The sequence below is a fragment of the uncultured Pelagibacterium sp. genome (assembly GCF_963972885.1).
In the GTDB taxonomy this organism is placed as follows: Bacteria; Pseudomonadota; Alphaproteobacteria; order Rhizobiales; family Devosiaceae; genus Pelagibacterium; species Pelagibacterium nitratireducens.
In genome coordinates this window covers 1-21,793 of sequence record NZ_CAXAXY010000008.1, presented here as the reverse complement: position 1 = coordinate 21,793, position 21,793 = coordinate 1, and the positions used below count along the sequence as shown (strand labels likewise).

The window sequence follows — 21,793 nt, the reverse complement described above, 5'->3', positions numbered from 1 at the left end:
ACAAAAAAAGAGGATCGCCGGGCAGCAATCCTCTTTAGGGTCAGGGCTTGGCACGATGAAGGTAGGGGCGCCTCCATCGGCTGCCCCTAAAACGCGCCTGTGGCCCGCCGGTTCCGTGTCCGATGCATTTTTTGTTCAACCATGTTGGAAGCGCATGAGCGCCATGACGCTAAAGGTGCTGGAATGCGGCCAGAACTCGTGCAACACTCGTGGTCTCTGAGGGGAGGAACAGACATGAACCATGGGTTGCGATATGCCGCAAAAGCCGATCGTTTACGATGCCCCCACCCCTCAGCCACGGGCCAGCGACGCTGAAACGCTTCGCAACGAAATCCTCGAAAAGCTGACCTATGCCGTTGGCAAGGACCCGATTGTCGCGCGCCGCACGGACTGGCTGACCGCGACCATCCTGACCATACGCGACCGGATCATCGACCAGTGGATGGAGTCGACGCGCGATACCTGGCGGACATCGCAAAAGCGCGTCTACTACCTCAGCCTCGAATTTCTGATCGGGCGGCTGATGCGTGACGCCGTGTCCAATCTTGGCATGATGGAGCCGATACGCGAGGCGCTGGCCTCGTTCAATGTCGATCTGGACGAATTGATCGAGCGCGAGCCCGACGCGGCGCTCGGCAATGGCGGTCTTGGCCGTCTGGCCGCCTGTTTTCTTGAATCGATGTCGACCATAAAAGTGCCCGCCTATGGCTATGGCATCCGCTATGTCCACGGGCTTTTCCGCCAGGAAATGAGCGATGGCTGGCAGGTCGAATTGCCCGAAGACTGGCTTGCACACGGCAATCCATGGGAATTCGAGCGTCGCGAAAGCGCTTACGAGATCGGGTTCGGCGGATCGGTCGAGCCGGTCACCCAGCCCGATGGCAGCGTGCGGCAGGTCTGGCATCCGGCCGAACATCTCAATGCGGTAGCCTTCGATACACCGGTCGTGGGGTGGCGCGGCGCGCGGGTGAATACCCTGCGCCTGTGGAGCGCCCAGCCGATCGATCCGCTGCTGCTCGACCGCTTCAATTCGGGCGACCATATCGGGGCGCTGGAAGAAAGCGCCAAGGCTGTCTCGATCACCCGCGTGCTCTATCCCGCCGACTCCACGCCGGCCGGTCAGGAATTGCGGCTGCGGCAGGAGTTTTTCTTTTCCTCGGCCTCGCTGCAGGACATCGTACGCCGCCATCTCCAGCAATATGGCGATCTGGGTTCGCTGCCCGACAAGGTGGCCATCCAGCTCAACGACACCCATCCGGCGATTTCGATTGCCGAAATGATGCGTATCCTGATGGACGTGCAGGGGCTGAGCTGGAACGAAGCCTGGAAGCTGACCAAGGGCATTTTCTCCTACACCAACCACACGCTGTTGCCCGAGGCGCTCGAAACATGGCCCGTGGCGCTGCTCGAGCGGCTCTTGCCGCGCCAGATGCAGATTGCCTATGCCATAAACGCCATGGTGCTCGAGGAAGCGCGCGAAAAAGGGCTCGACGACTCCCGGATCGCGGCGATTTCCCTGATCGATGAGAATGGCGGCCGCCGGTTGCGTATGGGGCAGCTGGCGTTTGTGGGGTCCCATTCGATCAACGGGGTTTCCGCCCTGCATACCGAATTGATGAAGCAGACGGTTTTTGCCGATCTGCATAAACTCTACCCCGACCGCATCAACAACAAGACCAATGGTGTCACGCCACGCCGCTGGCTGATGCAGTGCAATCCGGCGCTGACCCGGCTGATTTCCGAGCGCATCGGCCCCGATTTCAAGGACGATATCGAACAGCTCATCAAGCTCGACGTGCATGCCGAGGACAAGTCATTCCAGGACCAGTTCGCCGCCGTCAAGCGCGGCAACAAGGAACGCCTTGCGGCGCTCATCAAGGAGCGGGCAGGGGTCACGGTCTCGCCCGATGCGCTGTTTGATATCCAGATCAAGCGTATCCATGAATACAAGCGCCAATTGCTCAACATCATGGAAGCGGTGGCGCAGTACAACATGATCCGCGCCCATCCCGAAAAGCGCTGGGTGCCGCGGGTCAAGGTCTTCGCGGGCAAGGCGGCGCCCAGTTACTGGAACGCCAAGCTCATCATCAAGCTCATCAACGACGTTGCCAAGGTCATCAACAACGACCCCGCCGTGCGTGGGCTTTTGAAGGTGGTGTTCCTGCCCAATTACAACGTGTCGCTGGCCGAAACCATCATTCCCGCCGCCGATCTGTCCGAACAGATCTCGACCGCCGGCATGGAAGCCTCGGGGACCGGGAACATGAAGTTTGCACTCAACGGGGCCTTGACCATCGGCACCATGGATGGGGCCAATGTCGAGATGCGCGAGCGGTTGGGTCCTGAAAACATCGTGATTTTCGGAATGACCTCGGACGAGGTCGATGACGTCCGGGCTCAGAACAGGCCGCCCCGCGAATTGATCGAATCCAGTCAATCGTTGCGAGAGGTCATCGAAGCGATCGGGTCGGGGGTGTTTTCGCCAGACGACCGGGCGCGCTATCGCGCCCTGATGGATGGGCTTTACGACCATGACTGGTTCATGGTGGCGCGCGATTTCGACGCCTATTGCGCCGCGCAGCGCAAGGTCGATACGTTCTGGAACGACCGCACGGTCTGGAACGCCATGGCGATCCGCAATACAGCGAGAATGGCCTGGTTTTCCTCGGATCGCACGATCCGTGAATATGCCGACGATATCTGGGGAGCGCCGCACATCTGACGATTTGACTGCGGGACGCCGGAACTTGGGGGTCCCCGGCGGGTTCATAACAAACAGACTGATGCACCGACATCAGAGGGGGAGTAGAGCACTTGGCAAAAAAGCAGTCCGGATGGCAGGCCGATCCCAAACAGATCGCCCGGGTGGTGAGTGGACAGCACGACGACCCTTTCGCGATTTTGGGCCTGCACGAGAGTGAGGGCCAATGGATCGCCCGTGCACTCGTGCCTCACGCCCAATGGGCCGAGGTGCGCACACTCGATGGCAAGCCCCTGGGAAAGCTTGAAAAACGGGACGATGCGGGCTTTTTTGAAGGTCCGGTGACCATAGACCGTTTTCAACCCGTACTGTACCATGCCGGCAATGACGGGGGCGAGTGGGATGTGATCGATCCCTATTCGTTTGGCCCGGTGCTCGGCCCGATGGACGACTATTACATCGGCGAGGGATCCCATCTGCGCCTGTTCGACAAGATGGGCGCCCACTTCATGACATTCGAGGGCGTGGAGGGCACCCATTTTGCCGTCTGGGCGCCCAATGCGCGGCGCGTTTCGGTCGTCGGCTCGTTCAACGATTGGGACGGGCGACGCCACGCCATGCGGCTGCGCAACCAGATCGGCATCTGGGAAATTTTCGTGCCTGGCGTCACGCCCGGCGCGCAATACAAATACGAGATCATCGGCAAGGAGGGCAATCTCCTGCCGCTCAAGGCCGATCCGTATGCTCAGCAATCGGAGATGCGGCCAAAAACCGCTTCGGTGGTTGCCGACCCGACGCCGTTCGCCTGGACCGACCAGGCGTATATGGAAGCGCGCAAATCGCGCGACTACCGCCACGAACCGATGAGCGTTTACGAGGTGCATCTGGGCTCCTGGCGCAAGCGGCCCGATGGCGGGTTCTTGAGCTATGAGCAGCTTGCCGAGCAATTGGTGCCCTATGCCGCCGATATGGGCTTTACCCATATCGAGTTGCTGCCGATTTCCGAGCACCCTTATGATCCGAGCTGGGGCTATCAGCCCACGGGGCTTTATGCGCCCACCGCGCGGTTCGGGGATCCGGCCGGGTTTGCCCGGTTTGTCGATGCGGCGCACAATGCGGGGCTGGGGATCATTCTCGATTGGGTGCCCGCCCATTTCCCGACCGACGAGCACGGGCTGGCCAAGTTCGATGGCACCGCGCTCTACGAGCACGCCGATCCGCGTCAGGGCTATCACCCGGACTGGAACACGGCGATCTACAATTTCGGGCGCAAGGAAGTCTCGAGCTTTCTCACCAACAATGCGCTCTACTGGCTGGAAAGGTTCCACATCGACGGGCTGCGGGTCGATGCGGTGGCCTCCATGCTCTATCTCGATTATTCGCGCCAGCCGGGCCAGTGGGTGCCCAACAGTCAGGGCGGCAACGAGAATATCGAAGCGATCGCCTTTCTCCAGCGCGTCAACGCCGAAACCTACGGCCACCACCCCGGCACCTTCACCGTGGCCGAGGAATCGACGAGCTGGCCGGGGGTGACCGCGCCGACCTATGCCAAGGGTCTGGGGTTCGGGTTCAAGTGGAATATGGGCTTCATGAACGACACGCTGCGCTACATGCAGCGCGAGCCGATCCACCGCCGCTTCCACCACCACGACCTGACCTTCGGGCTGCTCTACGCCTTTTCGGAAAATTTCACGCTGCCGCTGAGCCATGACGAAGTGGTGCATGGCAAGGGGTCGCTGCTCTCCAAGATGCCGGGCGACGACTGGCAGAAGTTTGCCAACCTTCGCGCCTATTATGCCTTCATGTGGGGTTATCCGGGCAAGAAGCTGTTGTTCATGGGCCAGGAATTTGCCCAGCGCGAAGAGTGGAGCGAGGCCCATGCGCTCGATTGGTGGCTGCTCGATGCGCCATCTCACGAAGGCATAAGGCGGCTGATTTCCGACCTCAATACCGTCTATCGCGAACTACCCGCGCTGCATGGACGCGATTGCGAGCCCGAAGGGTTCGAGTGGATCATTGCCAACGATCAGGCCAATTCGGTGCTGGCCTGGGTGCGCAAAGCTCCCGATGCGGCGCCTGTGGTGGTCATCACCAACCTGACCCCCGTGCCGCGCGAAAAATACCGCCTGCCCATGCCTGCCGCCGGGCGGTGGGTCGAGCGCATCAATACCGACGCGGGCTGGTATGCGGGGTCCAACACGGGCAATCAGGGTGTGGTCAGCGCAACCAAAGGCAATGAATTCGGTTATCCGGCAACGGCAGAGATCGTTCTGCCGCCGCTGTCGACCCTCATCCTGCAATTTGAGCCGGGATAGGCAAAAAAAGGAAAACGCCACCGGAGAGGGACCAGCCGGAGGTGCAACAAAGGAGAGGATCATGGTCGACAAGAAGAACCCGGCGCCCCTTGCCCGTGATGCCATGGCCTATGTGCTGGCGGGTGGGCGCGGTACGCGGCTCATGGAACTGACCGACCGGCGCGCCAAGCCGGCGGTCTATTTCGGGGGGAAGTCGCGCATCATCGATTTTGCGCTGTCCAATGCCATCAATTCGGGCATCCGCCGCATTTCGGTGGCCACGCAATATCAGGCGCACAGCCTGATCCGGCACCTGCAACGCGGCTGGAACTTTTTGCGCACCGAACGCAACGAGAGCTTCGACATCCTGCCGGCCAGCCAGCGGGTGGCCGAGGACATGTGGTATGCGGGAACGGCCGACGCGGTCTATCAGAACATCGACATCATCGACGACTACAACACCAAATACATCGTTATCCTGGCCGGCGACCACGTCTACAAGATGGATTACGAGCTCATGCTGCGCCAGCACGTGGACACGGGGGCGGATGTGACCGTGGGGTGTCTCGAAGTGCCCTCGCGGGAAGCTTCGGCCTTCGGGGTGATGCATGTGGACGGGCGCGACCGGATCGTCGAGTTCATGGAAAAGCCCAAGGATCCGCCCTCGATCCCCGACAAGCCCGGTGTCTCGCTCGCCTCGATGGGCATTTACGTGTTCGAGACCAAATTCCTGATGGACCAGTTGCGCCGCGACGCGGCAACCGAGGGCTCCAGTCGCGATTTCGGCAAGGACATCATCCCCCATATCGTTGCCAATGGCACCGCCTGGGCGCACCGGTTTCCGCGCTCCTGCGTGCGCTCGGAACACGAACAGGTATCCTACTGGAAGGATGTGGGGACGATCGATGCTTATTGGGAAGCCAATATCGATCTCACCGATATCACCCCCCAGCTCGATCTCTACGACCGGGAATGGCCGATTTGGACGCACGCGGAAATCACCCCGCCGGCCAAGTTCGTCCACGATATCGACGGGCGGCGCGGGCAGGCCATTTCCTCGCTCGTTTCGGGCGATTGTATCGTTTCGGGCGCGCAGTTGCGGCGCACGCTGCTGGCGACGGGCGCGCGGGTCAATTCCTATTCCGAGCTCAACGAAGCTGTTGTCCTGCCCCAATGCACCATCGGGCGCGGTGTGCGCCTCAACAAGGTGGTGGTCGATGCGCGGGTGGAAATTCCCGAAGGGCTCGTGGTCGGCGAAGACCCCGAGTTCGACGCGAAATGGTTCCGCCGCACCGAAAGCGGTGTCACCCTGATTACCCAGCCCATGATCAACAGACTCGTTGCCTCGAAATGATGGACGTCCTTTCGGTCACTTCCGAAATCTACCCGCTGGTCAAGACCGGGGGACTGGCCGATGTGGCCGGGGCGCTGCCGGCGGCGCTGGCCGAGCACGATATTGCCATGCGCACGCTTGTGCCCGGCTATCCGCAGGTCAAGGCGGCCCTCAAGCGGGGGCGTACGGTTGCAACGTTTGACGATCTGTTCGGAGGGCCTGCCGAATTGATCGCGGCGCGGGTGGCCGGGCTCGATCTGATCGTGCTCGATGCCAAACATCTGTTTGACCGACCGGGCGGGATCTATGTCGATCAGACCGGCGCCGACTGGCCCGACAACTGGCAGCGGTATGCGGCGCTGTCCTGGGTGGCGGCGGAGTTGGCCAAGGGACTGGTGGAGGGCTACCGTCCGGCCATTATCCACGCCCATGACTGGCAGGCCGCCATGGCTGCGGCCTATGTGGCGTTTGGCGGGGATACACAAACGCGGGTGATCCTTACCATCCACAATATCGCCTTTCAGGGCCAGTTCGGCGCCGACATCTTTCCCCATCTGCGATTGCCCGCCCAGGCCTTCGATATGTCGGGGGTCGAATATTATGGCGGGGTGGGGTTCTTGAAGGGCGGGCTGCGCTGTGCCCATGCCATAACCACCGTCAGCCCCACCTATGCGCGCGAAATCCGCACGCCCGAATATGGCATGGGGCTCGAGGGCCTGCTCAACGAGCGCGGGCACGATCTTTACGGCATCCTCAACGGTATCGACGCAACGGCCTGGAACCCCCAGACCGACCCCGAACTGGCTGCCCATTACGGTGCGGCCAACACCAAGGCGCGGACCACCAACCGCGCGGCGCTGGCCGAACGGTTCGGGATTGAAGCGGACACGGGGCCGCTGTTCGGACTGGTCTCGCGGCTGACCTGGCAGAAGGGCATCGACATCGTTGCGGAAAATGTCGACTGGCTGGTCTCGTTGGGCGGCTCGCTTGCGGTGCTCGGGTCGGGCGACATCCAGCTCGAGGCGGCCATGAGCGATGCGGCGGAGCGCCACCCGGGGAGGGTGGGGTTCGTGCGCGGCTATGACGAGGCGCTGTCCCACCTCATGCAGGGGGGCGCCGATGTGCTCATGGTGCCCTCGCGGTTCGAGCCGTGCGGGCTGACCCAGCTTTATGGTCTGCGCTATGGCGCGGTGCCGCTGGTCAGCCGTGTGGGTGGGCTGGCCGATACGGTGATCGACGCCAATGAGGCGGCGGTGGAAGCCGGGGTTGCAACAGGCGTCCAGTTCTCCCCGGTCGATGGGCCGGCGCTGGGCGAAGCGATTTCGCGCACCGTCTCGCTCTATCAACGTCCCGACATCTGGTCGCGCATGCAACGCAAGGGCATGAAGACCGATGTTTCCTGGACCAACAGCGCCGGCAAATATGCCGGGCTCTATCAGAAGATTTTGGGGGAAGCCCAGTGAGCATCCGGACTGTCGCCACAACGCCATTTTCCGATCAGAAGCCGGGAACGTCGGGACTGCGCAAGCGGGTCACGCATTTCCAGCAGCCCAATTACGTGGAAAATTTCATCCAGTCGCTGTTCGACAGCCTGCCGGGCCGCCAGGGCCAGACACTGGTGATCGGGGGCGACGGCCGCTATTTCAACGACAGTGTCATCCAGATTGCCATCCGCATGGCGGCGGCCAACGGGTTCGGCAAGGTGATGGTCGGCCAGGGGGGCATCTTGTCAACCCCGGCGGCCTCCCACATCATCCGCCATTACGGGGCGTTTGGCGGAATCGTTCTGTCGGCCAGCCACAATCCGGGCGGCCCGGATGGCGATTTCGGCATAAAGTACAATGCGTCCAATGGCGGCCCGGCGGCTGAAAAGATCACCGATGCGGTCTTTGCGCGGTCCATGGAGATCACCCAGTACAAGAGCGTCGACACGCCCGATGTCGATCTGGGCCAGATCGGGGTGCACGATGTGGCGGGCATGAGCGTGGAGGTCATCGATCCGGTGGCCGACTATGCGGCCCTGATGGAAACCCTGTTCGATTTCGACGCCATCGCGGCGATGTTTGCGCAAGGGTTCACCATGCGGTTCGACGCCATGCACGCGGTGACCGGCCCGTATGCCAGGGCGATCATCGAAGGACGCCTTGGTGCTCCCGAAGGCACCGTGGTCAATGGAAACCCGCTGCCCGATTTCGGCGGCGGGCATCCCGATCCCAATCTGGTTCATGCCAAAGACCTCTACGATCTGATGATGAGCCCGGACGCACCCGATTTCGGCGCGGCGTCGGATGGCGATGGGGATCGCAACCTGATCATCGGGAAAAACCGGTTCGTCACCCCCTCGGATTCGCTGGCGCTGCTGGCCGCCAACGCCCATCTGGCGCCCGGTTATGCCAAGGGGCTGGCCGGGATCGCCCGCTCGATGCCGACCAGCGCGGCGGCGGATCGGGTGGCCCAGCGGCTGGGGATCGCGCTCTACGAGACGCCCACGGGCTGGAAGTTCTTCGGCAATCTGCTGGATTCGGGGCAGGTCACGATCTGTGGCGAGGAAAGCGCGGGGACCGGATCGGACCATGTGCGCGAAAAGGACGGGCTGTGGGCCGTCCTGCTGTGGCTCAACATTTTGGCGGCGCGCAAGCAGAGCGTCGATGAAATCGTTCGCGAGCATTGGGCCACATACGGGCGCAATTATTATTCGCGGCACGATTACGAAGAGGTCGATGCCGATGACGCCAGGGCGTTGATGACCGATCTGCGCACCAAGCTTCCGGGCCTGCTCGCCAACGGGCTGGACGGGCGCAAGGTGATCCTTGCCGATGATTTTTCCTACAACGACCCGGTGGACGGCTCGACCGCCACGGGGCAAGGGTTGCGCATCGGGTTCGATGACGGTTCGCGCATGGTGTTCCGGCTCTCGGGAACCGGAACGGTCGGCGCGACTTTACGGGTTTACATCGAGCGGTTCGAGCCCGGCGACGGCATGCATGACAGGGATACCCAGGAGGCACTTGCCGACCTGATCGCACTGGCCGATGCTGTCGCCGAGATCAAGGCCCGGACCGGCCGCGATGCTCCAACGGTCATAACCTGACGGAAAGTCCCTCAATGTCATCAGACAAGCAGCCTGCTTCACCCGCCCCTCTCGGTGCGACGGTGACCGATACCGGTGTGGATTTCGGGGTTTATTCGGAGACCGCCGAAGCGATCTGGGTGTGCCTGTTCGACGATCAGGACGAGGAGACCGACCGGGTCGAGATGAGCCGGGGCGATGGCAATCGCTGGTCGGTTCATATCGATGGGATCGGGGCAAACGCCAGCTACGGCCTGCGGGCCGATGGAAAATACGATCCGGCGCAGGGCTATTATTTCGATCCCAACAAGCTCTTGGTCGACCCTTACGCACGGCGCATCGACAGGACGTTCGTGCGCAGCCCGAAACTGCGGCTGGCGCGTGATGAATCGGTCGATACCGCGCCCCTGGTGCCCAAGGCGCTGGTGCAGGGGCCGGTTGTCGAAACCGATTTCGAGCCGGATCCCGCACGGCCCAATTTCATTTACGAACTCAACGTTCGCCCCTTCACCATGCGCCATCCTTCGGTGCAGGGACCGCTGCGGGGAACGCTGGCGGGGATGACGACGGACTATGTCATCGACCATCTCAAGCATCTCGGCGTCGATGTTGTCGAGTTGATGCCGATTGCCGGGTGGATCGATGACGGGCATCTGCCCTCGCTGGGCCTGACCAACGTGTGGGGCTACAACCCCATCACCTATTTCGCCACCGATCCGCGGATCATTCCGCGCGGGCCGCAATCGCTGCGCCATATGGTCGAGACCTATCGCGAGGCGGGGATCCGGGTGGTGCTCGATGTGGTCTACAACCACACCGGCGAAGGGGATTCCCAGGGGCCGGTCATTTCGATGAAGGGGCTCGATGCGCTGACCTATTACCGCCATGTGGAGGCGGATGGCGCAATGGCACTGGTCAATGATGCGGGCACCGGCAACACGCTGCGCTGCGATCATCCGGCGGTGCAGGATCTGGTGATCGACAGTTTGCGCTATTGGGTGACCGAATTCGGGATCGCCGGCTTCCGGTTCGATCTGGCGACGGTTCTGGGGCGCTCGCTGGACGGGTTCTCGCGCGATGCCGAACTGCTCGAGCGCATCAGGACCGACGACATTTTGAAAGATTGCCTGTTGATCGCCGAGCCGTGGGATCCGGGGCCGGGCGGCTATCACGTCGGCCAGTTCGGCGAACCGTTCATTGAATGGAACGACCAGTACCGCGACACGGTGCGGAAATTCTGGCGCGGCGAGGACCATATGATCGGAGCGCTCGCCGGCAAGGTCGCCGGATCGGCCGACCAGTTCAACCATGACGGGCGCAAGCCTTCGGCCAGCGTCAATTTCCTTGCCGCCCATGACGGGTTCACGCTTGGCGATCTGGTTTCGTATGAAAACAAGCACAATGACGCCAATGGCGAGGACAACCGCGACGGGCACAACGCCAACTACTCATGGAACAACGGCGCCGAGGGCGAGACCGATGACGAGGCGATAAATACCGCCCGCCGCAATGACGTAAGGGCTCTGCTGGCCACGCTTTTCGTCTCCCATGGCTCACTCATGCTAACGGCCGGCGACGAGTTCGGCCGCACCCAGGGCGGCAACAACAACGCCTACGCACAGGACAACGAGATCACCTGGCTGGACTGGGAAAATGCCGATGGAGACCTTGTCAACTTCGTTGCCAGCCTGTCCGAAATGCGTCGCAACCATCCGGCCTTCAGGAGCGACAAATTCCTGACCGGGGAAAAAACCGACGGGTTCAAGGATGTCATGTGGGTTCGCCCCGACGGTGCTGAAATGACTGACAAGGATTGGAACCGCGCCGATTCCGGGGTCCTGGGCATGTTCCTCCACGAAGAGGGCGAGGTCCTTCTCGTCTGGTTCAACAGGCTGCGCGAGGAAATCGAGGTCGCTCTGCCACCCGAGCAGGGGCTCCGTTTCGAAGTGGCGCTGGTCTCGGCCATCGATACCCGGATTACGATCGAGAATGCCAGTCTCAAACTGCCGCCGCGCAGCGTGGTCATTCTGGCGCACACCAACGGGCAACCGTGATCACCTCATTCAGTGTTTCCCCGGCCGATTGCCGGCGCCGATCGTGATGGAACAATAAACCCGGCGCGGGGTTGTGAATGGGCGACGAGTTCCACGATTCACCCCCGCGTCTCCGACGCACTTACGATCTTTCTCAATAGAGCTTGTCATCAACAGCCAGGACGCGATTGCCCGAACGGCGATCGCGCAAACGGCGTTTAAACAATTTAACTCATTGAAAAATATAATAAAAATCGGAAACTTTAGTTGAGCGGCCTCCGTTACTTCTCCCGATCGCTACAGACGGTCATGGAGAGCCGGCCAAATGGCTGTGCTCTTTTTGAAAAAGGAGACTGAACAATGAATGCTCTTGCCAAGACCCTTCTCGCCGGTGTTGCCGGTGCGGCCCTTCTGACGTCGGCTGCCGTTGCGCAGAATTCGGAGTCCGATGACTCCAACACCTCGATCCTCGACGGCGTGACCGATACCGTCGATTCCACCGTCGACAGCACGGTTGATGCCGTGGACGATGTCACGGGCAATGTGACCAATGATCTGGGTGTGTCCGATACGGTCGACGATGTATCCGGTTCGGTGACCGGCGGCGATGTCGATGCAGTCGATGACGTAACCGGTGGCGATGTGACCGGTGGTGACACCTCGGTTGGCAGCATCGGGACGTTCTCGGATCTGTTGAACGCGATCTCCGCGGGCAATGGCGATGTTTCCGATGTTTCCGATGTCAGCGAAGTCTCGTTCGTCGATGTCGGCGAGGCGTTCAACGATTTCGACCTCACCGGGCTTAACGACGCCCTTTCGGGCAACGACACCAACATCTCCGATCTCCAGAACGAGATCAGCGGAAATTCGGCTCTGTCGGATGCGCTGTCGAACAACGACATCGATGTGTCAGATGTCGTCGCTCTCGAGAACCACAATGATGGCTCTTTGACCATCTACACCTACCAGCAGGACTGATACCTGCCGTTAGGGCCAGTCGGGGCGCAGCGTTTCGGCGCGGCGCCCCTTTTTCTTTTCCGGGGAGTCAAAGATGGAACGAACCATTGTCCTGGCCGTCGCTGTGCTGATCTTCACCGCTCCGGCCTTCGGGCAGAGGATCGAGTTGGACGGCGGCAATTCAGGGTCGACCGGCTCGGGATTGCTCGGCATCGAAACCGAGCGCAACATTGATGGCGGCCTTACGATCGAGGTGGGCCCCGACGGCGTCGGGATCGAGGCAGACGGTGAGGCGACACTGGGGCCGGACGACAGCGCACCCACCATTGGCGGTGGTGTGTCGCTCGGTTCGGATGGTCAGACACAAGAAGCCGTCGAGAAAGCCGCGGTGAAGGACGAGGTTGCCGCTACGCCCGGCGCTGCGGTGTTGCCTGAAGCCGATGCCAATGGCGAAAACTGCACCGATAGCGCAGCCTTTGCAGCACAGCTGAAGGCCTTTTTGGAGGAGGAGTCCAGCGAAACGCTGGCCTATATTCAAAGGGTCGATGTCAATGTCTGCGGCTATGACGGTTCGGACGCGCTGCTGGCCCGCCTCAACACGATAGAAGGGGTGTGGGACGGGCTCGATCACATGGAAATCGAGCCCGAAAGCATCGTTTCGGCCCGCTGGACGGACGATCAGGGGCTTGTGGTCTATATCGAAACGCCCGAAATCGCCGACTGATCTTTCAGGCCGATTACATTGCCAGTGCCTTTTCGGCCGGCAGATAATCATAGCCGAGGACTTCGGCCACGGGCTCGCATGTTATGGCGCCATGGGCCACATTCAGCCCATTGCGCAAATGGCCATCCTCGGCCAGCGCTCTTTTCCAGCCCTTGTTGGCCAGCGCCAGAGCGAAGGGCAGGGTGACGTTGTTGAGCGCGTAGGTCGATGTGCGGGCGACCCCGCCGGGCATGTTGGCCACGCAATAGTGGACGATGTCGTCGACCACATAGGTCGGGGCGGCGTGGGTTGTGGGCTTTGAGGTCTCAAAACACCCGCCCTGATCGATGGCCACATCGACCAGCACCGCGCCGGGCTGCATGGTGGCCAGCATGTCGCGTGTCACCAGTTTCGGCGCCGCGGCGCCGGGCACCAGCACGGCCCCGATCACCAGATCGGCCTCGCCAATGGCGGTGGCGACCGCGGCGCGGTTGGAATAGAGCACGCGGGCCGAGGCGCCGAAATGGTTGGACAGCCGCTCGAGCGCTGCGGGGCTCTTGTCCAAAACTGTCACGTCGGCGTGCATGCCGACGGCCATCTGCGCCGCATGAAAGCCCACGACGCCGCCGCCGAGCACGGCCACCTTGGCTGGATGGACGCCGGGCACGCCGCCCAAAAGAACGCCGCGTCCGCCATGGGATTTTTCCAGCGCTGTTGCGCCGGCCTGAATGGACATGCGGCCGGCCACCTGGCTCATGGGCCGAAGCAGTGGCAGCCCGCCGGTCGGGTCTGTCACCGTTTCATAGGCGATGCAGATGGCGCCCGACTTCACCAGATCGGCGGTCTGTTCAGGGTCGGGGGCAAGGTGGAGATAGGTGAAAAGGATCTGGCCGTCCGAGAGCATGGCGCGCTCTGCGGCCTGTGGCTCCTTGACCTTGACGATCATTTCGCTTTTGGCAAAGACCGCGCCCGCATCGGGGGCGATTTTGGCGCCGGCGGCCTCATAGGCGGCGTCGGCCGCGCCGATCCCGGCGCCGGCACCGGTTTCGATCAGGATGTCATGGCCTGCAGCGACAAGTTCGGCAGCGCTTTCAGGGGTCAGGCCGACCCGATATTCATGGTTCTTGATTTCTCTCGGCACGCCGATACGCATGTCGATCTCCCTCTCCTTGTGAAGACAACAGTGTAACGCGGCTAAAGCACAGTGACATTGCAGATTGACCTGCAATTCTTTAAACGGGCGGGATGCTGTTGCGCCATGTAGGGGAAACGCGTGATGAAATTGCCCATCGATGAGATCGATCGCAAGATCCTGCGCGCCATCCAGAAGGATTCAGCGCTGTCGATGAGCGAACTCGGCGACCGGATCGGGCTTTCCGCATCGGCCTGTCATCGACGCCTCAAGGCGCTTGAGGAGCGTGGATTTATCGCCGGCTATCGCGCCGTCCTGAACCGGGGAAAGCTCGGGCTTTCGATGCAGTTTTTCATCGAGTTGTCGCTCACCAGCCAGTCGGAAAAGACTTTCGAAGCGTTCGAAAAGGCGGTGAGCGACATTCCCGAAATCCTCGAATGCCATCTGATGGCCGGCCAGTCCGACTACATCCTGCGCGTGGTCTGCGAGGATGCCGCCGCCTTCGAGCGATTGCACCGCGATCTCGTGGCCCGACTGCCCGGGGTTGCGCGGATTCATTCGAATTTGAGCATCAGGGAAGTCAAGGCGCCGGCCGGGCTTCCGCTTTGATCGCCCTGTTGCATACGGAATGTGCCAGAGCCGGGTGCAGGGCGCACATTGAATAGGCAATAGCGGCCGATGGCTGCGAAATCGGCATTTTTTACTTTACAGTCAAAAATCGCCGCGCTTGTATCAACCCCGGCAAAACCAAGGGGTAATATCATCATGCTTGATCGCAGACTGTTCACGCTGGCTGCAGGGTCGCTCGTTCTGGGCGCAGGCCTTGCCGTGCCGGCCATGGGCCAGGACCTGACGCCGGTCCGCTTTACGCTCGACTGGCGCATCGAAGGTCCCGCCGCCGGCTTTATGCTGGCCCGCGACAATGGCTATTTCGAAGAAGAAGGGCTCGATGTGACCTTCGATGTCGGCAATGGCTCGGTCGAAGTCATCCCGCGCGTCGCAACGGGTGCCTATGACATGGGCTTTGGCGATATCAATTCGCTCATCAAGTTCCTCGACGAGGACGCCAGCCAGCCGATCAAGGCGGTTATGATGGTCTATGAAACCCCGACCTTCTCGGTCGTGGGGCGCTCTTCGCTCGGCATCACCGAAGATCCTGCATCGCTCGAAGGCAAGACGCTGGGCGCACCGCCGCCCGATGGGGCGTTCGCCCAGTGGCCGGCCTTCGTTGAGGCCTCGGGGATCGACACGTCCGATATCACCATCGAATCCATCGGCTTCCCGGTGCGTGAGCCGATGCTGGCGCAGGGTGACGTCGATGCGGTGTTCGGGTTCGCTTTCTCGGTGATCCTCAACCTCAAGGCGCAAGGGGTACCCGACGAGGACATCGTGCCGATCATGATGGCCGATCACGGGCTCGAGCTGTACGGCAACGCCATTCTGGTCAACACCGATTTCGCCGCCGAAAATCCCGAAGTGGTCGAAGCCATGCTGCGCGCCCTGGCCAAGGGCTTTGCCGATGCGGTGGCCGATCCGGCAGCGGGCGCTGCGGCGGTGGTTGCGGCCAATGACATTCTCGACATCGATATCGAGACCGAGCGGCTGGAAATGGCCAATGAGATGAACATCAATACGCCCTACGTTCAGGAGAACGGGTTCGGCGGCGTGGATATGGACCGTCTTGATGCGTCAATCGAACAGCTCGGCACTTCGATCGGCATCTCGTCCGACATCTCGGCAGCGGACGTCTTCGACGACAGCTTCCTGCCGCCCGCCGAAGAGCGCATGTTCGACTGATCACGCTTTGGCCGGGCTTGTTGTGAGCCCGGCCAGCAGAGGGGGTAGACCATGAGCAAACCGCTCGTTGAAATCGAAAATGTCGACATGCGCTATGGCGGGCCGGAGGGCACGCTGGCCGTCTCGGGGCTCGACATGAGCGTCGCCAAGGGCGAGTTCGCGGCCGTGGTCGGGCCGTCGGGGTGCGGGAAATCGACACTGATGAAGCTGGTCACGGGCCTGCATATCCCGCAGACCGGAGTGGTGACGGTGGCGGGCAGCTACGTCACCAAGCCGGTCTCCATTGTCGGCATGGCGTTCCAGAACCCAACGATGCTGCCCTGGCGCACCACGCTCGATAACATTCTGCTGCCCCTCGAGATCGTCGAAAAGCACCGCCATCGCCTGCGCCGGCACAAGGCCGAATATGTCGCCAAGGCCGAGGCGCTGCTCGAAACGGTGGGGCTGAAAGGCTTCGGTTCGAAATTTCCCTGGCAGCTTTCGGGCGGCATGCAGCAGCGGGCCAATCTGTGCCGTGCGCTGATCCATGAACCCGATTTGTTGATGCTGGACGAGCCGTTCGGTGCGCTTGACGCGTTCACCCGCGAGGAACTCTGGCAGGTGATCCGCGATTTGCACGCCGCGCAGGGCGTCACCATTGTCCTTGTCACCCACGATTTGCGCGAAGCGGCGTTTCTGGCCGATACCATCCATGTGATGAGTGCGCGCCCGGGGCGGGTGGTCAACGTGCACACCGTGCCGTTCCCCCGCCCGCGCGAACTGGACGTGATGTACGAACCGGGCTTCAACGACATGGTCCATGCGCTGCGGGCCGAAATCGCCGAAGCGAGGGCCGTGGCATGACCGATACACCCGCACCCGCCGTCACCGTCAGCAAGCCGATCGCCAAAAAGCCGTTCAACTGGCTGCCCTGGATGCCGTGGATCTATACGGTCGCCCTGTTTGTCATCTGGGAAATCGGTGTGCGGCTTTCAGGGTTGCCTCATACCGTGTTCCCGGCGCCGACGCGGATTTTCGAGGCGATTGTCCAGTATTGGCCAGCCATCCAGCGCCATTCGATCCAGACGCTCTATACCACAACGCTGGGCTTCATCCTTGCTGTGGTCGGCGGGCTGGCGCTGGGGCTCTTGATCGGCTGGTCGCGGACCATCTATGCCGGGCTCTACCCGATCATGGTGGGATTCAACGCCATTCCCAAGGTGGCGCTGGTGCCCATTCTGGTCATCTGGTTCGGCATCGGCACCGTGCCGGCCGTTTTGACGGCCTTCCTCATCGCCTTTTTCCCCATCGTCGTGAACGTTGCGACGGGGCTCGCCACCATCGAGCCGGAAACCGAGGACGTGCTGCGCGCGCTGGGCGCCAAAAAGATGGACATCATGCTCAAGGTCGGCATCCCGCGCTCGATGCCCTATTTCTTCGGCTCGCTCAAAGTGGCGATCACGCTGGCCTTTGTGGGTTCGGTGATTTCCGAAACCGTTGCAGCCAATTCCGGGCTTGGGTTCATGATGAGTTCGGCCCAATCCCAGTTCAACGTGCCGCTGGTCTTTGCCGGGCTGGTCATGCTGGCTGTCGAGGGCATCATCATGTACGCGCTGATGGCGTGGATCGAAAAGCGCACGACGGGATGGGCCCACCGGTCGACCACAATGGCGGGGTGAGTGCTATCGCGGCATCTCGATAATCACGTCCCCCGCCTTGGTCTCCTTCTCGACGTAGCGGTGCGCCTCGGCGATGGCCTCGAGCGGCATGACGCGGTCGATGACGCCGCGAAGTTTGCCCTCTGCCACCATCTCGCTCAGCACAAGCATGTCCTTTGCCTTGTCGGGCAGAGGCCGCAGGCCCGTGGTTGCCAGCTTGCCGCGTCTGCCCTGTGCGTCCTTGCCGCGTATCATGGCCCACAGGATGGCAAATGACGGCGTGGTCGTGAGATAGATGCCGTGCGGTTTCAGGGCCTTCTTGCATGCCAAATAGCTGCTTTTGCCCACCACATCGAAGATCACGTCATAGGCGGCGCTGACGCTGGTGAAATCGGATGTGTGACGGTCGATGATCGTATCGGCGCCGAGGCTCGAGACCAGATCGGCGTTGCGTGCGCTGCACACGGCGGTGATCCGCGCACCCATATGGCGGGCCAGTTGCACGGCCACGGTGCCGATGCTGCTCGCCGCCCCATTGATCAGGATCGATTGGCCCGGCTGCAGCTTTGCCTCGTCGCGCAGAAACGGCATGGCGGTCAAAAAGCTGTAGGTGAGGCCCGCCGCCTCGCCGAAATCGAGCGCGTCAGGCATCAACGCAAGAGGGGCGTCTTCGGACAGCGCCACGTATTGGGCCATGGCGGAGGGCAGCGGATCGGTTGTGCCGAACACGCGATCTCCGGGTGCAAACCGGGTGACGTTTTCGCCCACCGCCGCAATTTCGCCGGCCACGGCGCCGCCCGGAATGGGCGCCTTAGGGCGCAGCAAGCCCGCGAAAAACCGCACGATAAATGGGTCGGCGGCCCGAAAGGCGCAATCGGGCAGGGTGACTGTCGAGGCGCGCATGCGGATCAGGACGTCATGGGGGCCCATCACCGGCATTGCGGTTTCGCGCACGGTGATGACTTCGGGCGGGCCGTAGCGCTCGATCCAGGCGGCTTTCATTGTTGCTGCGGGTACAGGCTGGGTCACTTTGTATCCTCGTCATATTGAAACGCTTCTTCAAGCGGCACGCCAAAGGCACGCGCGATGCGAAAGGCGACTTCGAGAGAGGGCGAATAACGCCCCTGTTCGATGGCCACCACGGTCTGGCGGGTCACGCCGACTTTTTCGGCCAGCGCGGCCTGGGTCATCTCCCCGGCGTGGAAACGCAGGGTGCGGATGGTGTTGGAGATTTTTGGTTTTCCCTTGCCCACCCGGTTTATCCGATCCGGTAGTAAACGAGCTGGGATGCGGCGAAAACGCCGCCGGCCAGCATGGAAATACCAAACAGCACATGGGGCACCAACACTGTGTCCAGGCCGAGCGCCAGCGCGGCGATGACACCGGCGGTCGCCACCGAGAGCACCGTGTAGCCATTGCGCATGGAGCGGGAATTGACCGCCAGATCGCGCTCGTCCCCGGCTTCGTCGACCAGCTCTTCGCGCTGGACGATGCTGACCACGATGGTGACCACGATAGAGGCCACGACGTTGAAGACGATCACGTAAAGAATGGCCCAGAGCATCTGCCAGGCACCTGCCGAGGCATCGGCCGGAGGCCCCTCACTTGCCAGTCCCCAGCCCACCCATGCCGAGATGACAAGGGCACTCGTCACCATGATCAGTGCATTCCATTGCTTGTAGCTCATCGCGTTTCCCCGCGTTTCGATGTGTGCGGACACCGATAGGACCGGATTTTGTTTGAGTCAAGTTTTTTTGACACAAAGTCGGAAAAATACGATTTCAGGTCATCTTTATCAGACCTCGACACATCGATGATTGCCTGGAAGCCGCGCTCGGCGTCCGGCGCATTTGGGACTGACGGCAGGGATGAAATTGGGCATGGTTGTCGGACGCTCGCCCGGTGGGTCGTCTTTAAGACAGAGCCAGGGAGAATTGCGATGACCATTACGATTACAGCTTTTGAGAGCTCACCCGATCGCGGACGGGGGCTTGCGCGCGACATGCGGGTGCGCTGGGCGTTGGAGGAAGTGGGGCGGCCCTATGCGGTAGAACTCGTTTCGTTCAAGGCGATGAAAGAGCCGGCCTATCTGGCGCTGCAGCCTTTCGGGCAGATACCGGTCTATCGCGAAGGCGATCTGACCCTGTTTGAAACCGGAGCCATCGTCTTTCACCTTGCCCGGCACAACAAAGGGCTGTTGCCGGACGAACCCAACGCCCGCGCGCGTGCCATCACCTGGATGTTTGCCGCGCTCAATACGGTGGAGCCGCCGATCATCGAACGCGAGCAATCCCATTATACAGTGGGCGAAAAGCCGTGGTTTCCCGAGTTGCTGGCGGTCCTGGATGAGCGCGCCCGTGCCCGGCTGCGACAGCTTTCAGATCATCTGGGCAATGCGGACTGGCTCGATGGCGATTTCAGCGCCGCCGACCTGCTCATGGTGCTGGTGCTGCGCCGCATCGAGGGGGATGGGATCCTGGAGAAATTTCCCAATCTTTGCGCCTATGTCGCGCGCGGAGAGGCGCGGCCGGCCTACCAACGTGCGTATGCGGCCCAGCGTCAGGTGTTTGTGGACAGGACTAGCGCTCGCCAATCATGATCGAGGCGCCAAACACGCCAAGCGCCAACAGCCCGAAGCCGAAGATCATGACGATGTTGGGATTGTGAACCCAGCCCATGGGCGCAAAACGCCCCAGCCAGACCGGATGATAGATCGCCACGCCGAAACCGGACCAGCCCCCGGCAAACACCGAATAGAACCGCTCGCGCCATTTCGCCTTGGGCAGCAGCCCCTTTATGGCGGCGACAAGGATCATCAGGCCGGCGACGGGGACGAGCAGGGTCTGGAGCATGGCGGAGGGTTTCCGGTTGAACGGGGTCGATATACGCCCATCCTTGCCGCTGCGCCAGAGCGGCAATGTCACATGGTGGTGGTTGAATCGGTATTTGCCTAGTTGCCCCGTTCCTCCAAAACCCCCTCCGTCACCCCGGCTCCCCGCTTTCGCGGGGACAGGCCCGAGCCGGGGCCCAGTACACTCCACACCGGCGACGGAACCGCCAGCGCTGCCGGTTACTGGATCCCGGATCAAGTCCGGGATGACGGCGGTGGAGAGGGAGGCGTCGGTTGACCTAATCCCGCTTTTGCGTCAGAGCCATTCCGGCAATGATCATGGCAACCCCGATGGCGCTGGCCGCGAGATTCTCGGTGTTGCCGCGTGCCAGATCGAGCAGCACGCCGGAAATCATCTGGCCGCCAATGACCAGCATGGCGGTGTTGATGGCCCCGATGCGGGCGATGAGCCAGCTGCCCGAGGCAACGAAAACCACCCCGATGGTGCCGCCCAGATAGGCGTACCATGGCGCATTCAGGGCGCCTTGGGGCCAAAGGCCGCCAATGATCAGGCCGAAAACCGTGAGCACCGCAAAGCCGACGATGTGGTTCCAGTACGAGGCGATCAGCGCCGTGGTCGACAGCGCCAGCCGACCGTTCAGTTGCCGCGAGAGCGAAACCAGAATGCCCGCGAGCAGGGCGAACAGGATTGCCGTGGTCATCGTCCTACCCCTGTCCGAAAATGATGATCATCGAGCCGGCAAAGATCAATGCAAGGGCTGCGAAATCCTTGAGCCTTGGGACGCGCTTGGGCAGGCCGAACAGGCCCCAGCGGTCGGCGGCGAGCGAGAAAAGCACCTGCCCCGCAAGTCCCAGAGCAAGCGTGCCCGACAACGCCAGCGGCGTGTTGACGGTCGTCGAGGTCAACGTCACGGTCAACGCGCCCGAGACGCCGCCCAGATAGGCCCACAGGGGGGCATGGGGCTTTTCGGTCGTCGTGCCCGATCGAGGGGCAAGGCGCAACAGCGCCAGAAAGATCAGCGCGGCCACCGTGCCGGTGCCGTGGGCGACCCATGACGAATACATCGCCCCGCCATGCAACCCGACCAGCCCGTTGAAATCGACCATCAGGGTCAAAAGCCCGCCGCTGGCGAAGGCCAGAAGCAGGTGGATCGGGGCGGGGCGCAATGCGGAAGATGACGAGAGCGATGACATGGCGAATCGTCCGGTGGGCGATACAATGGCTATATGCGCATTCTTTCGGCTGCCAAAGGCAAAGTCTGACATGACATCAACGCCCCCCATT

General features: G+C 61.8%; 20 protein-coding genes. 13 read left to right on the top strand and 7 right to left on the bottom strand.

Annotated elements, in window-relative coordinates; genetic code table 11:
* Positions 1-253 precede the first annotated feature (253 nt).
* The 8 genes from AACZ55_RS02880 to AACZ55_RS02845 all read left to right on the top strand — a co-directional run bounded on the left by AACZ55_RS02880 (position 254) and on the right by AACZ55_RS02845 (position 13,112).
* On the top strand, positions 254-2,722 hold the full coding sequence (locus tag AACZ55_RS02880) for a glycogen/starch/alpha-glucan phosphorylase (RefSeq protein ID WP_339642852.1): 2,469 nt from the start codon (positions 254-256) through the stop codon (positions 2,720-2,722).
* A gap of 92 nt (positions 2,723-2,814) precedes the next feature.
* Entirely contained in the window at positions 2,815-5,016 is a 2,202-nt protein-coding gene (gene glgB, locus AACZ55_RS02875; RefSeq protein ID WP_339642851.1) for a 1,4-alpha-glucan branching protein GlgB, read from the top strand.
* Between the two features lie 61 nt (positions 5,017-5,077).
* A complete protein-coding gene (gene glgC / locus AACZ55_RS02870; protein ID WP_339642848.1) occupies positions 5,078-6,349 on the top strand; it encodes a glucose-1-phosphate adenylyltransferase in 1,272 nt (423 codons plus the stop codon).
* Complete coding sequence (glgA, locus tag AACZ55_RS02865; protein ID WP_339642922.1) at positions 6,349-7,791, top strand: glycogen synthase GlgA; 1,443 nt, start codon at positions 6,349-6,351, stop codon at positions 7,789-7,791. Before glgC ends, glgA begins: the two co-directional genes overlap by 1 nt.
* Positions 7,788-9,419: an alpha-D-glucose phosphate-specific phosphoglucomutase gene (locus AACZ55_RS02860; RefSeq protein WP_339642846.1), complete on the top strand. Its 1,632-nt coding sequence runs from the start codon at positions 7,788-7,790 to the stop codon at positions 9,417-9,419. The genes glgA and AACZ55_RS02860 overlap by 4 nt, the downstream gene beginning before the upstream one ends.
* Positions 9,420-9,433: 14 nt before the next feature.
* Entirely contained in the window at positions 9,434-11,452 is a 2,019-nt protein-coding gene (gene glgX / locus AACZ55_RS02855; protein ID WP_339642843.1) for a glycogen debranching protein GlgX, read from the top strand.
* A 339-nt stretch (positions 11,453-11,791) separates the two neighbouring features.
* Positions 11,792-12,409, top strand: coding sequence for a hypothetical protein (locus AACZ55_RS02850; RefSeq protein WP_339642840.1), 618 nt, complete (start codon positions 11,792-11,794; stop codon positions 12,407-12,409).
* A gap of 73 nt (positions 12,410-12,482) precedes the next feature.
* Positions 12,483-13,112, top strand: coding sequence for a hypothetical protein (locus tag AACZ55_RS02845; RefSeq protein ID WP_339642837.1), 630 nt, complete (start codon positions 12,483-12,485; stop codon positions 13,110-13,112).
* A gap of 13 nt (positions 13,113-13,125) precedes the next feature.
* Here the strand turns inward: AACZ55_RS02845 and ald are convergent, their stop codons facing one another.
* Positions 13,126-14,244 carry an alanine dehydrogenase gene (gene ald, locus AACZ55_RS02840; RefSeq protein WP_339642834.1) on the bottom strand — a complete coding sequence of 373 codons (1,119 nt, stop codon included), beginning with the start codon at positions 14,242-14,244 and terminating at the stop codon, positions 13,126-13,128.
* Positions 14,245-14,367: 123 nt separating this feature from the next.
* On the opposite strand from ald, the gene AACZ55_RS02835 reads away from it, so the two are divergent.
* The 4 genes from AACZ55_RS02835 (at position 14,368) to AACZ55_RS02820 (ending at position 17,678) form a co-directional block, all read left to right on the top strand.
* Positions 14,368-14,832, top strand: coding sequence for an Lrp/AsnC family transcriptional regulator (locus AACZ55_RS02835; protein WP_338609884.1), 465 nt, complete (start codon positions 14,368-14,370; stop codon positions 14,830-14,832).
* Positions 14,833-14,988: 156 nt separating this feature from the next.
* The gene (locus AACZ55_RS02830; RefSeq protein WP_339642831.1) at positions 14,989-16,020 is read left to right on the top strand and encodes an ABC transporter substrate-binding protein; all 1,032 of its coding nucleotides are present in this window, start codon (positions 14,989-14,991) and stop codon (positions 16,018-16,020) included.
* A 51-nt stretch (positions 16,021-16,071) separates the two neighbouring features.
* Entirely contained in the window at positions 16,072-16,863 is a 792-nt protein-coding gene (locus tag AACZ55_RS02825; protein ID WP_339642828.1) for an ABC transporter ATP-binding protein, read from the top strand.
* On the top strand, positions 16,860-17,678 hold the full coding sequence (locus AACZ55_RS02820; protein WP_338609888.1) for an ABC transporter permease: 819 nt from the start codon (positions 16,860-16,862) through the stop codon (positions 17,676-17,678). The genes AACZ55_RS02825 and AACZ55_RS02820 overlap by 4 nt, the downstream gene beginning before the upstream one ends.
* A gap of 3 nt (positions 17,679-17,681) precedes the next feature.
* Here the strand turns inward: AACZ55_RS02820 and AACZ55_RS02815 are convergent, their stop codons facing one another.
* The 3 genes from AACZ55_RS02815 to AACZ55_RS02805 are packed head-to-tail and all read right to left on the bottom strand — an operon-like array spanning position 17,682 to position 19,344.
* Positions 17,682-18,686, bottom strand: a complete 1,005-nt coding sequence (locus tag AACZ55_RS02815; RefSeq protein WP_339642825.1) for an NAD(P)-dependent alcohol dehydrogenase — start codon at positions 18,684-18,686, stop codon at positions 17,682-17,684.
* Positions 18,683-18,877: a helix-turn-helix transcriptional regulator gene (locus AACZ55_RS02810; RefSeq protein ID WP_339642920.1), complete on the bottom strand. Its 195-nt coding sequence runs from the start codon at positions 18,875-18,877 to the stop codon at positions 18,683-18,685. Before AACZ55_RS02810 ends, AACZ55_RS02815 begins: the two co-directional genes overlap by 4 nt.
* A gap of 38 nt (positions 18,878-18,915) precedes the next feature.
* A complete protein-coding gene (locus AACZ55_RS02805; protein WP_338609891.1) occupies positions 18,916-19,344 on the bottom strand; it encodes a hypothetical protein in 429 nt (142 codons plus the stop codon).
* A 252-nt stretch (positions 19,345-19,596) separates the two neighbouring features.
* Between AACZ55_RS02805 and AACZ55_RS02800 the strand changes: the two genes are divergently transcribed.
* Entirely contained in the window at positions 19,597-20,256 is a 660-nt protein-coding gene (locus tag AACZ55_RS02800) for a glutathione S-transferase family protein (RefSeq protein WP_339642822.1), read from the top strand.
* Here the strand turns inward: AACZ55_RS02800 and AACZ55_RS02795 are convergent.
* The 3 genes from AACZ55_RS02795 to AACZ55_RS02785 form a co-directional block, all read right to left on the bottom strand.
* The gene (locus AACZ55_RS02795) at positions 20,237-20,509 is read right to left on the bottom strand and encodes a hypothetical protein (protein WP_338609895.1); all 273 of its coding nucleotides are present in this window, start codon (positions 20,507-20,509) and stop codon (positions 20,237-20,239) included. The two genes, AACZ55_RS02800 and AACZ55_RS02795, sit on opposite strands and share 20 nt — an antisense overlap.
* A 277-nt stretch (positions 20,510-20,786) precedes the next feature.
* The gene (locus AACZ55_RS02790) at positions 20,787-21,209 is read right to left on the bottom strand and encodes a DMT family transporter (RefSeq protein ID WP_339642819.1); all 423 of its coding nucleotides are present in this window, start codon (positions 21,207-21,209) and stop codon (positions 20,787-20,789) included.
* 4 nt (positions 21,210-21,213) lie between these two features.
* A complete protein-coding gene (locus AACZ55_RS02785) occupies positions 21,214-21,702 on the bottom strand; it encodes a DMT family transporter (protein WP_339642917.1) in 489 nt (162 codons plus the stop codon).
* Positions 21,703-21,793 lie beyond the last annotated feature (91 nt).

Coding starts and splice junctions, on each gene's coding strand:
- glgX (WP_339642843.1), top strand. CDS start 9,434: ATGTCATCAGACAAGCAGCCTGCTTCACCCGCCCCTCTCGGTGCGACG.
- AACZ55_RS02790 (WP_339642819.1), bottom strand. CDS start 21,209: ATGACCACGGCAATCCTGTTCGCCCTGCTCGCGGGCATTCTGGTTTCG.
- AACZ55_RS02880 (WP_339642852.1), top strand. CDS start 254: ATGCCGCAAAAGCCGATCGTTTACGATGCCCCCACCCCTCAGCCACGG.
- AACZ55_RS02785 (WP_339642917.1), bottom strand. CDS start 21,702: ATGTCATCGCTCTCGTCATCTTCCGCATTGCGCCCCGCCCCGATCCAC.
- glgA (WP_339642922.1), top strand. CDS start 6,349: ATGGACGTCCTTTCGGTCACTTCCGAAATCTACCCGCTGGTCAAGACC.
- ald (WP_339642834.1), bottom strand. CDS start 14,244: ATGCGTATCGGCGTGCCGAGAGAAATCAAGAACCATGAATATCGGGTC.
- AACZ55_RS02805 (WP_338609891.1), bottom strand. CDS start 19,344: ATGAGCTACAAGCAATGGAATGCACTGATCATGGTGACGAGTGCCCTT.
- AACZ55_RS02820 (WP_338609888.1), top strand. CDS start 16,860: ATGACCGATACACCCGCACCCGCCGTCACCGTCAGCAAGCCGATCGCC.
- AACZ55_RS02845 (WP_339642837.1), top strand. CDS start 12,483: ATGGAACGAACCATTGTCCTGGCCGTCGCTGTGCTGATCTTCACCGCT.
- AACZ55_RS02850 (WP_339642840.1), top strand. CDS start 11,792: ATGAATGCTCTTGCCAAGACCCTTCTCGCCGGTGTTGCCGGTGCGGCC.
- AACZ55_RS02830 (WP_339642831.1), top strand. CDS start 14,989: ATGCTTGATCGCAGACTGTTCACGCTGGCTGCAGGGTCGCTCGTTCTG.
- AACZ55_RS02825 (WP_339642828.1), top strand. CDS start 16,072: ATGAGCAAACCGCTCGTTGAAATCGAAAATGTCGACATGCGCTATGGC.
- AACZ55_RS02795 (WP_338609895.1), bottom strand. CDS start 20,509: ATGCTCCAGACCCTGCTCGTCCCCGTCGCCGGCCTGATGATCCTTGTC.
- glgC (WP_339642848.1), top strand. CDS start 5,078: ATGGTCGACAAGAAGAACCCGGCGCCCCTTGCCCGTGATGCCATGGCC.
- AACZ55_RS02800 (WP_339642822.1), top strand. CDS start 19,597: ATGACCATTACGATTACAGCTTTTGAGAGCTCACCCGATCGCGGACGG.
- AACZ55_RS02835 (WP_338609884.1), top strand. CDS start 14,368: ATGAAATTGCCCATCGATGAGATCGATCGCAAGATCCTGCGCGCCATC.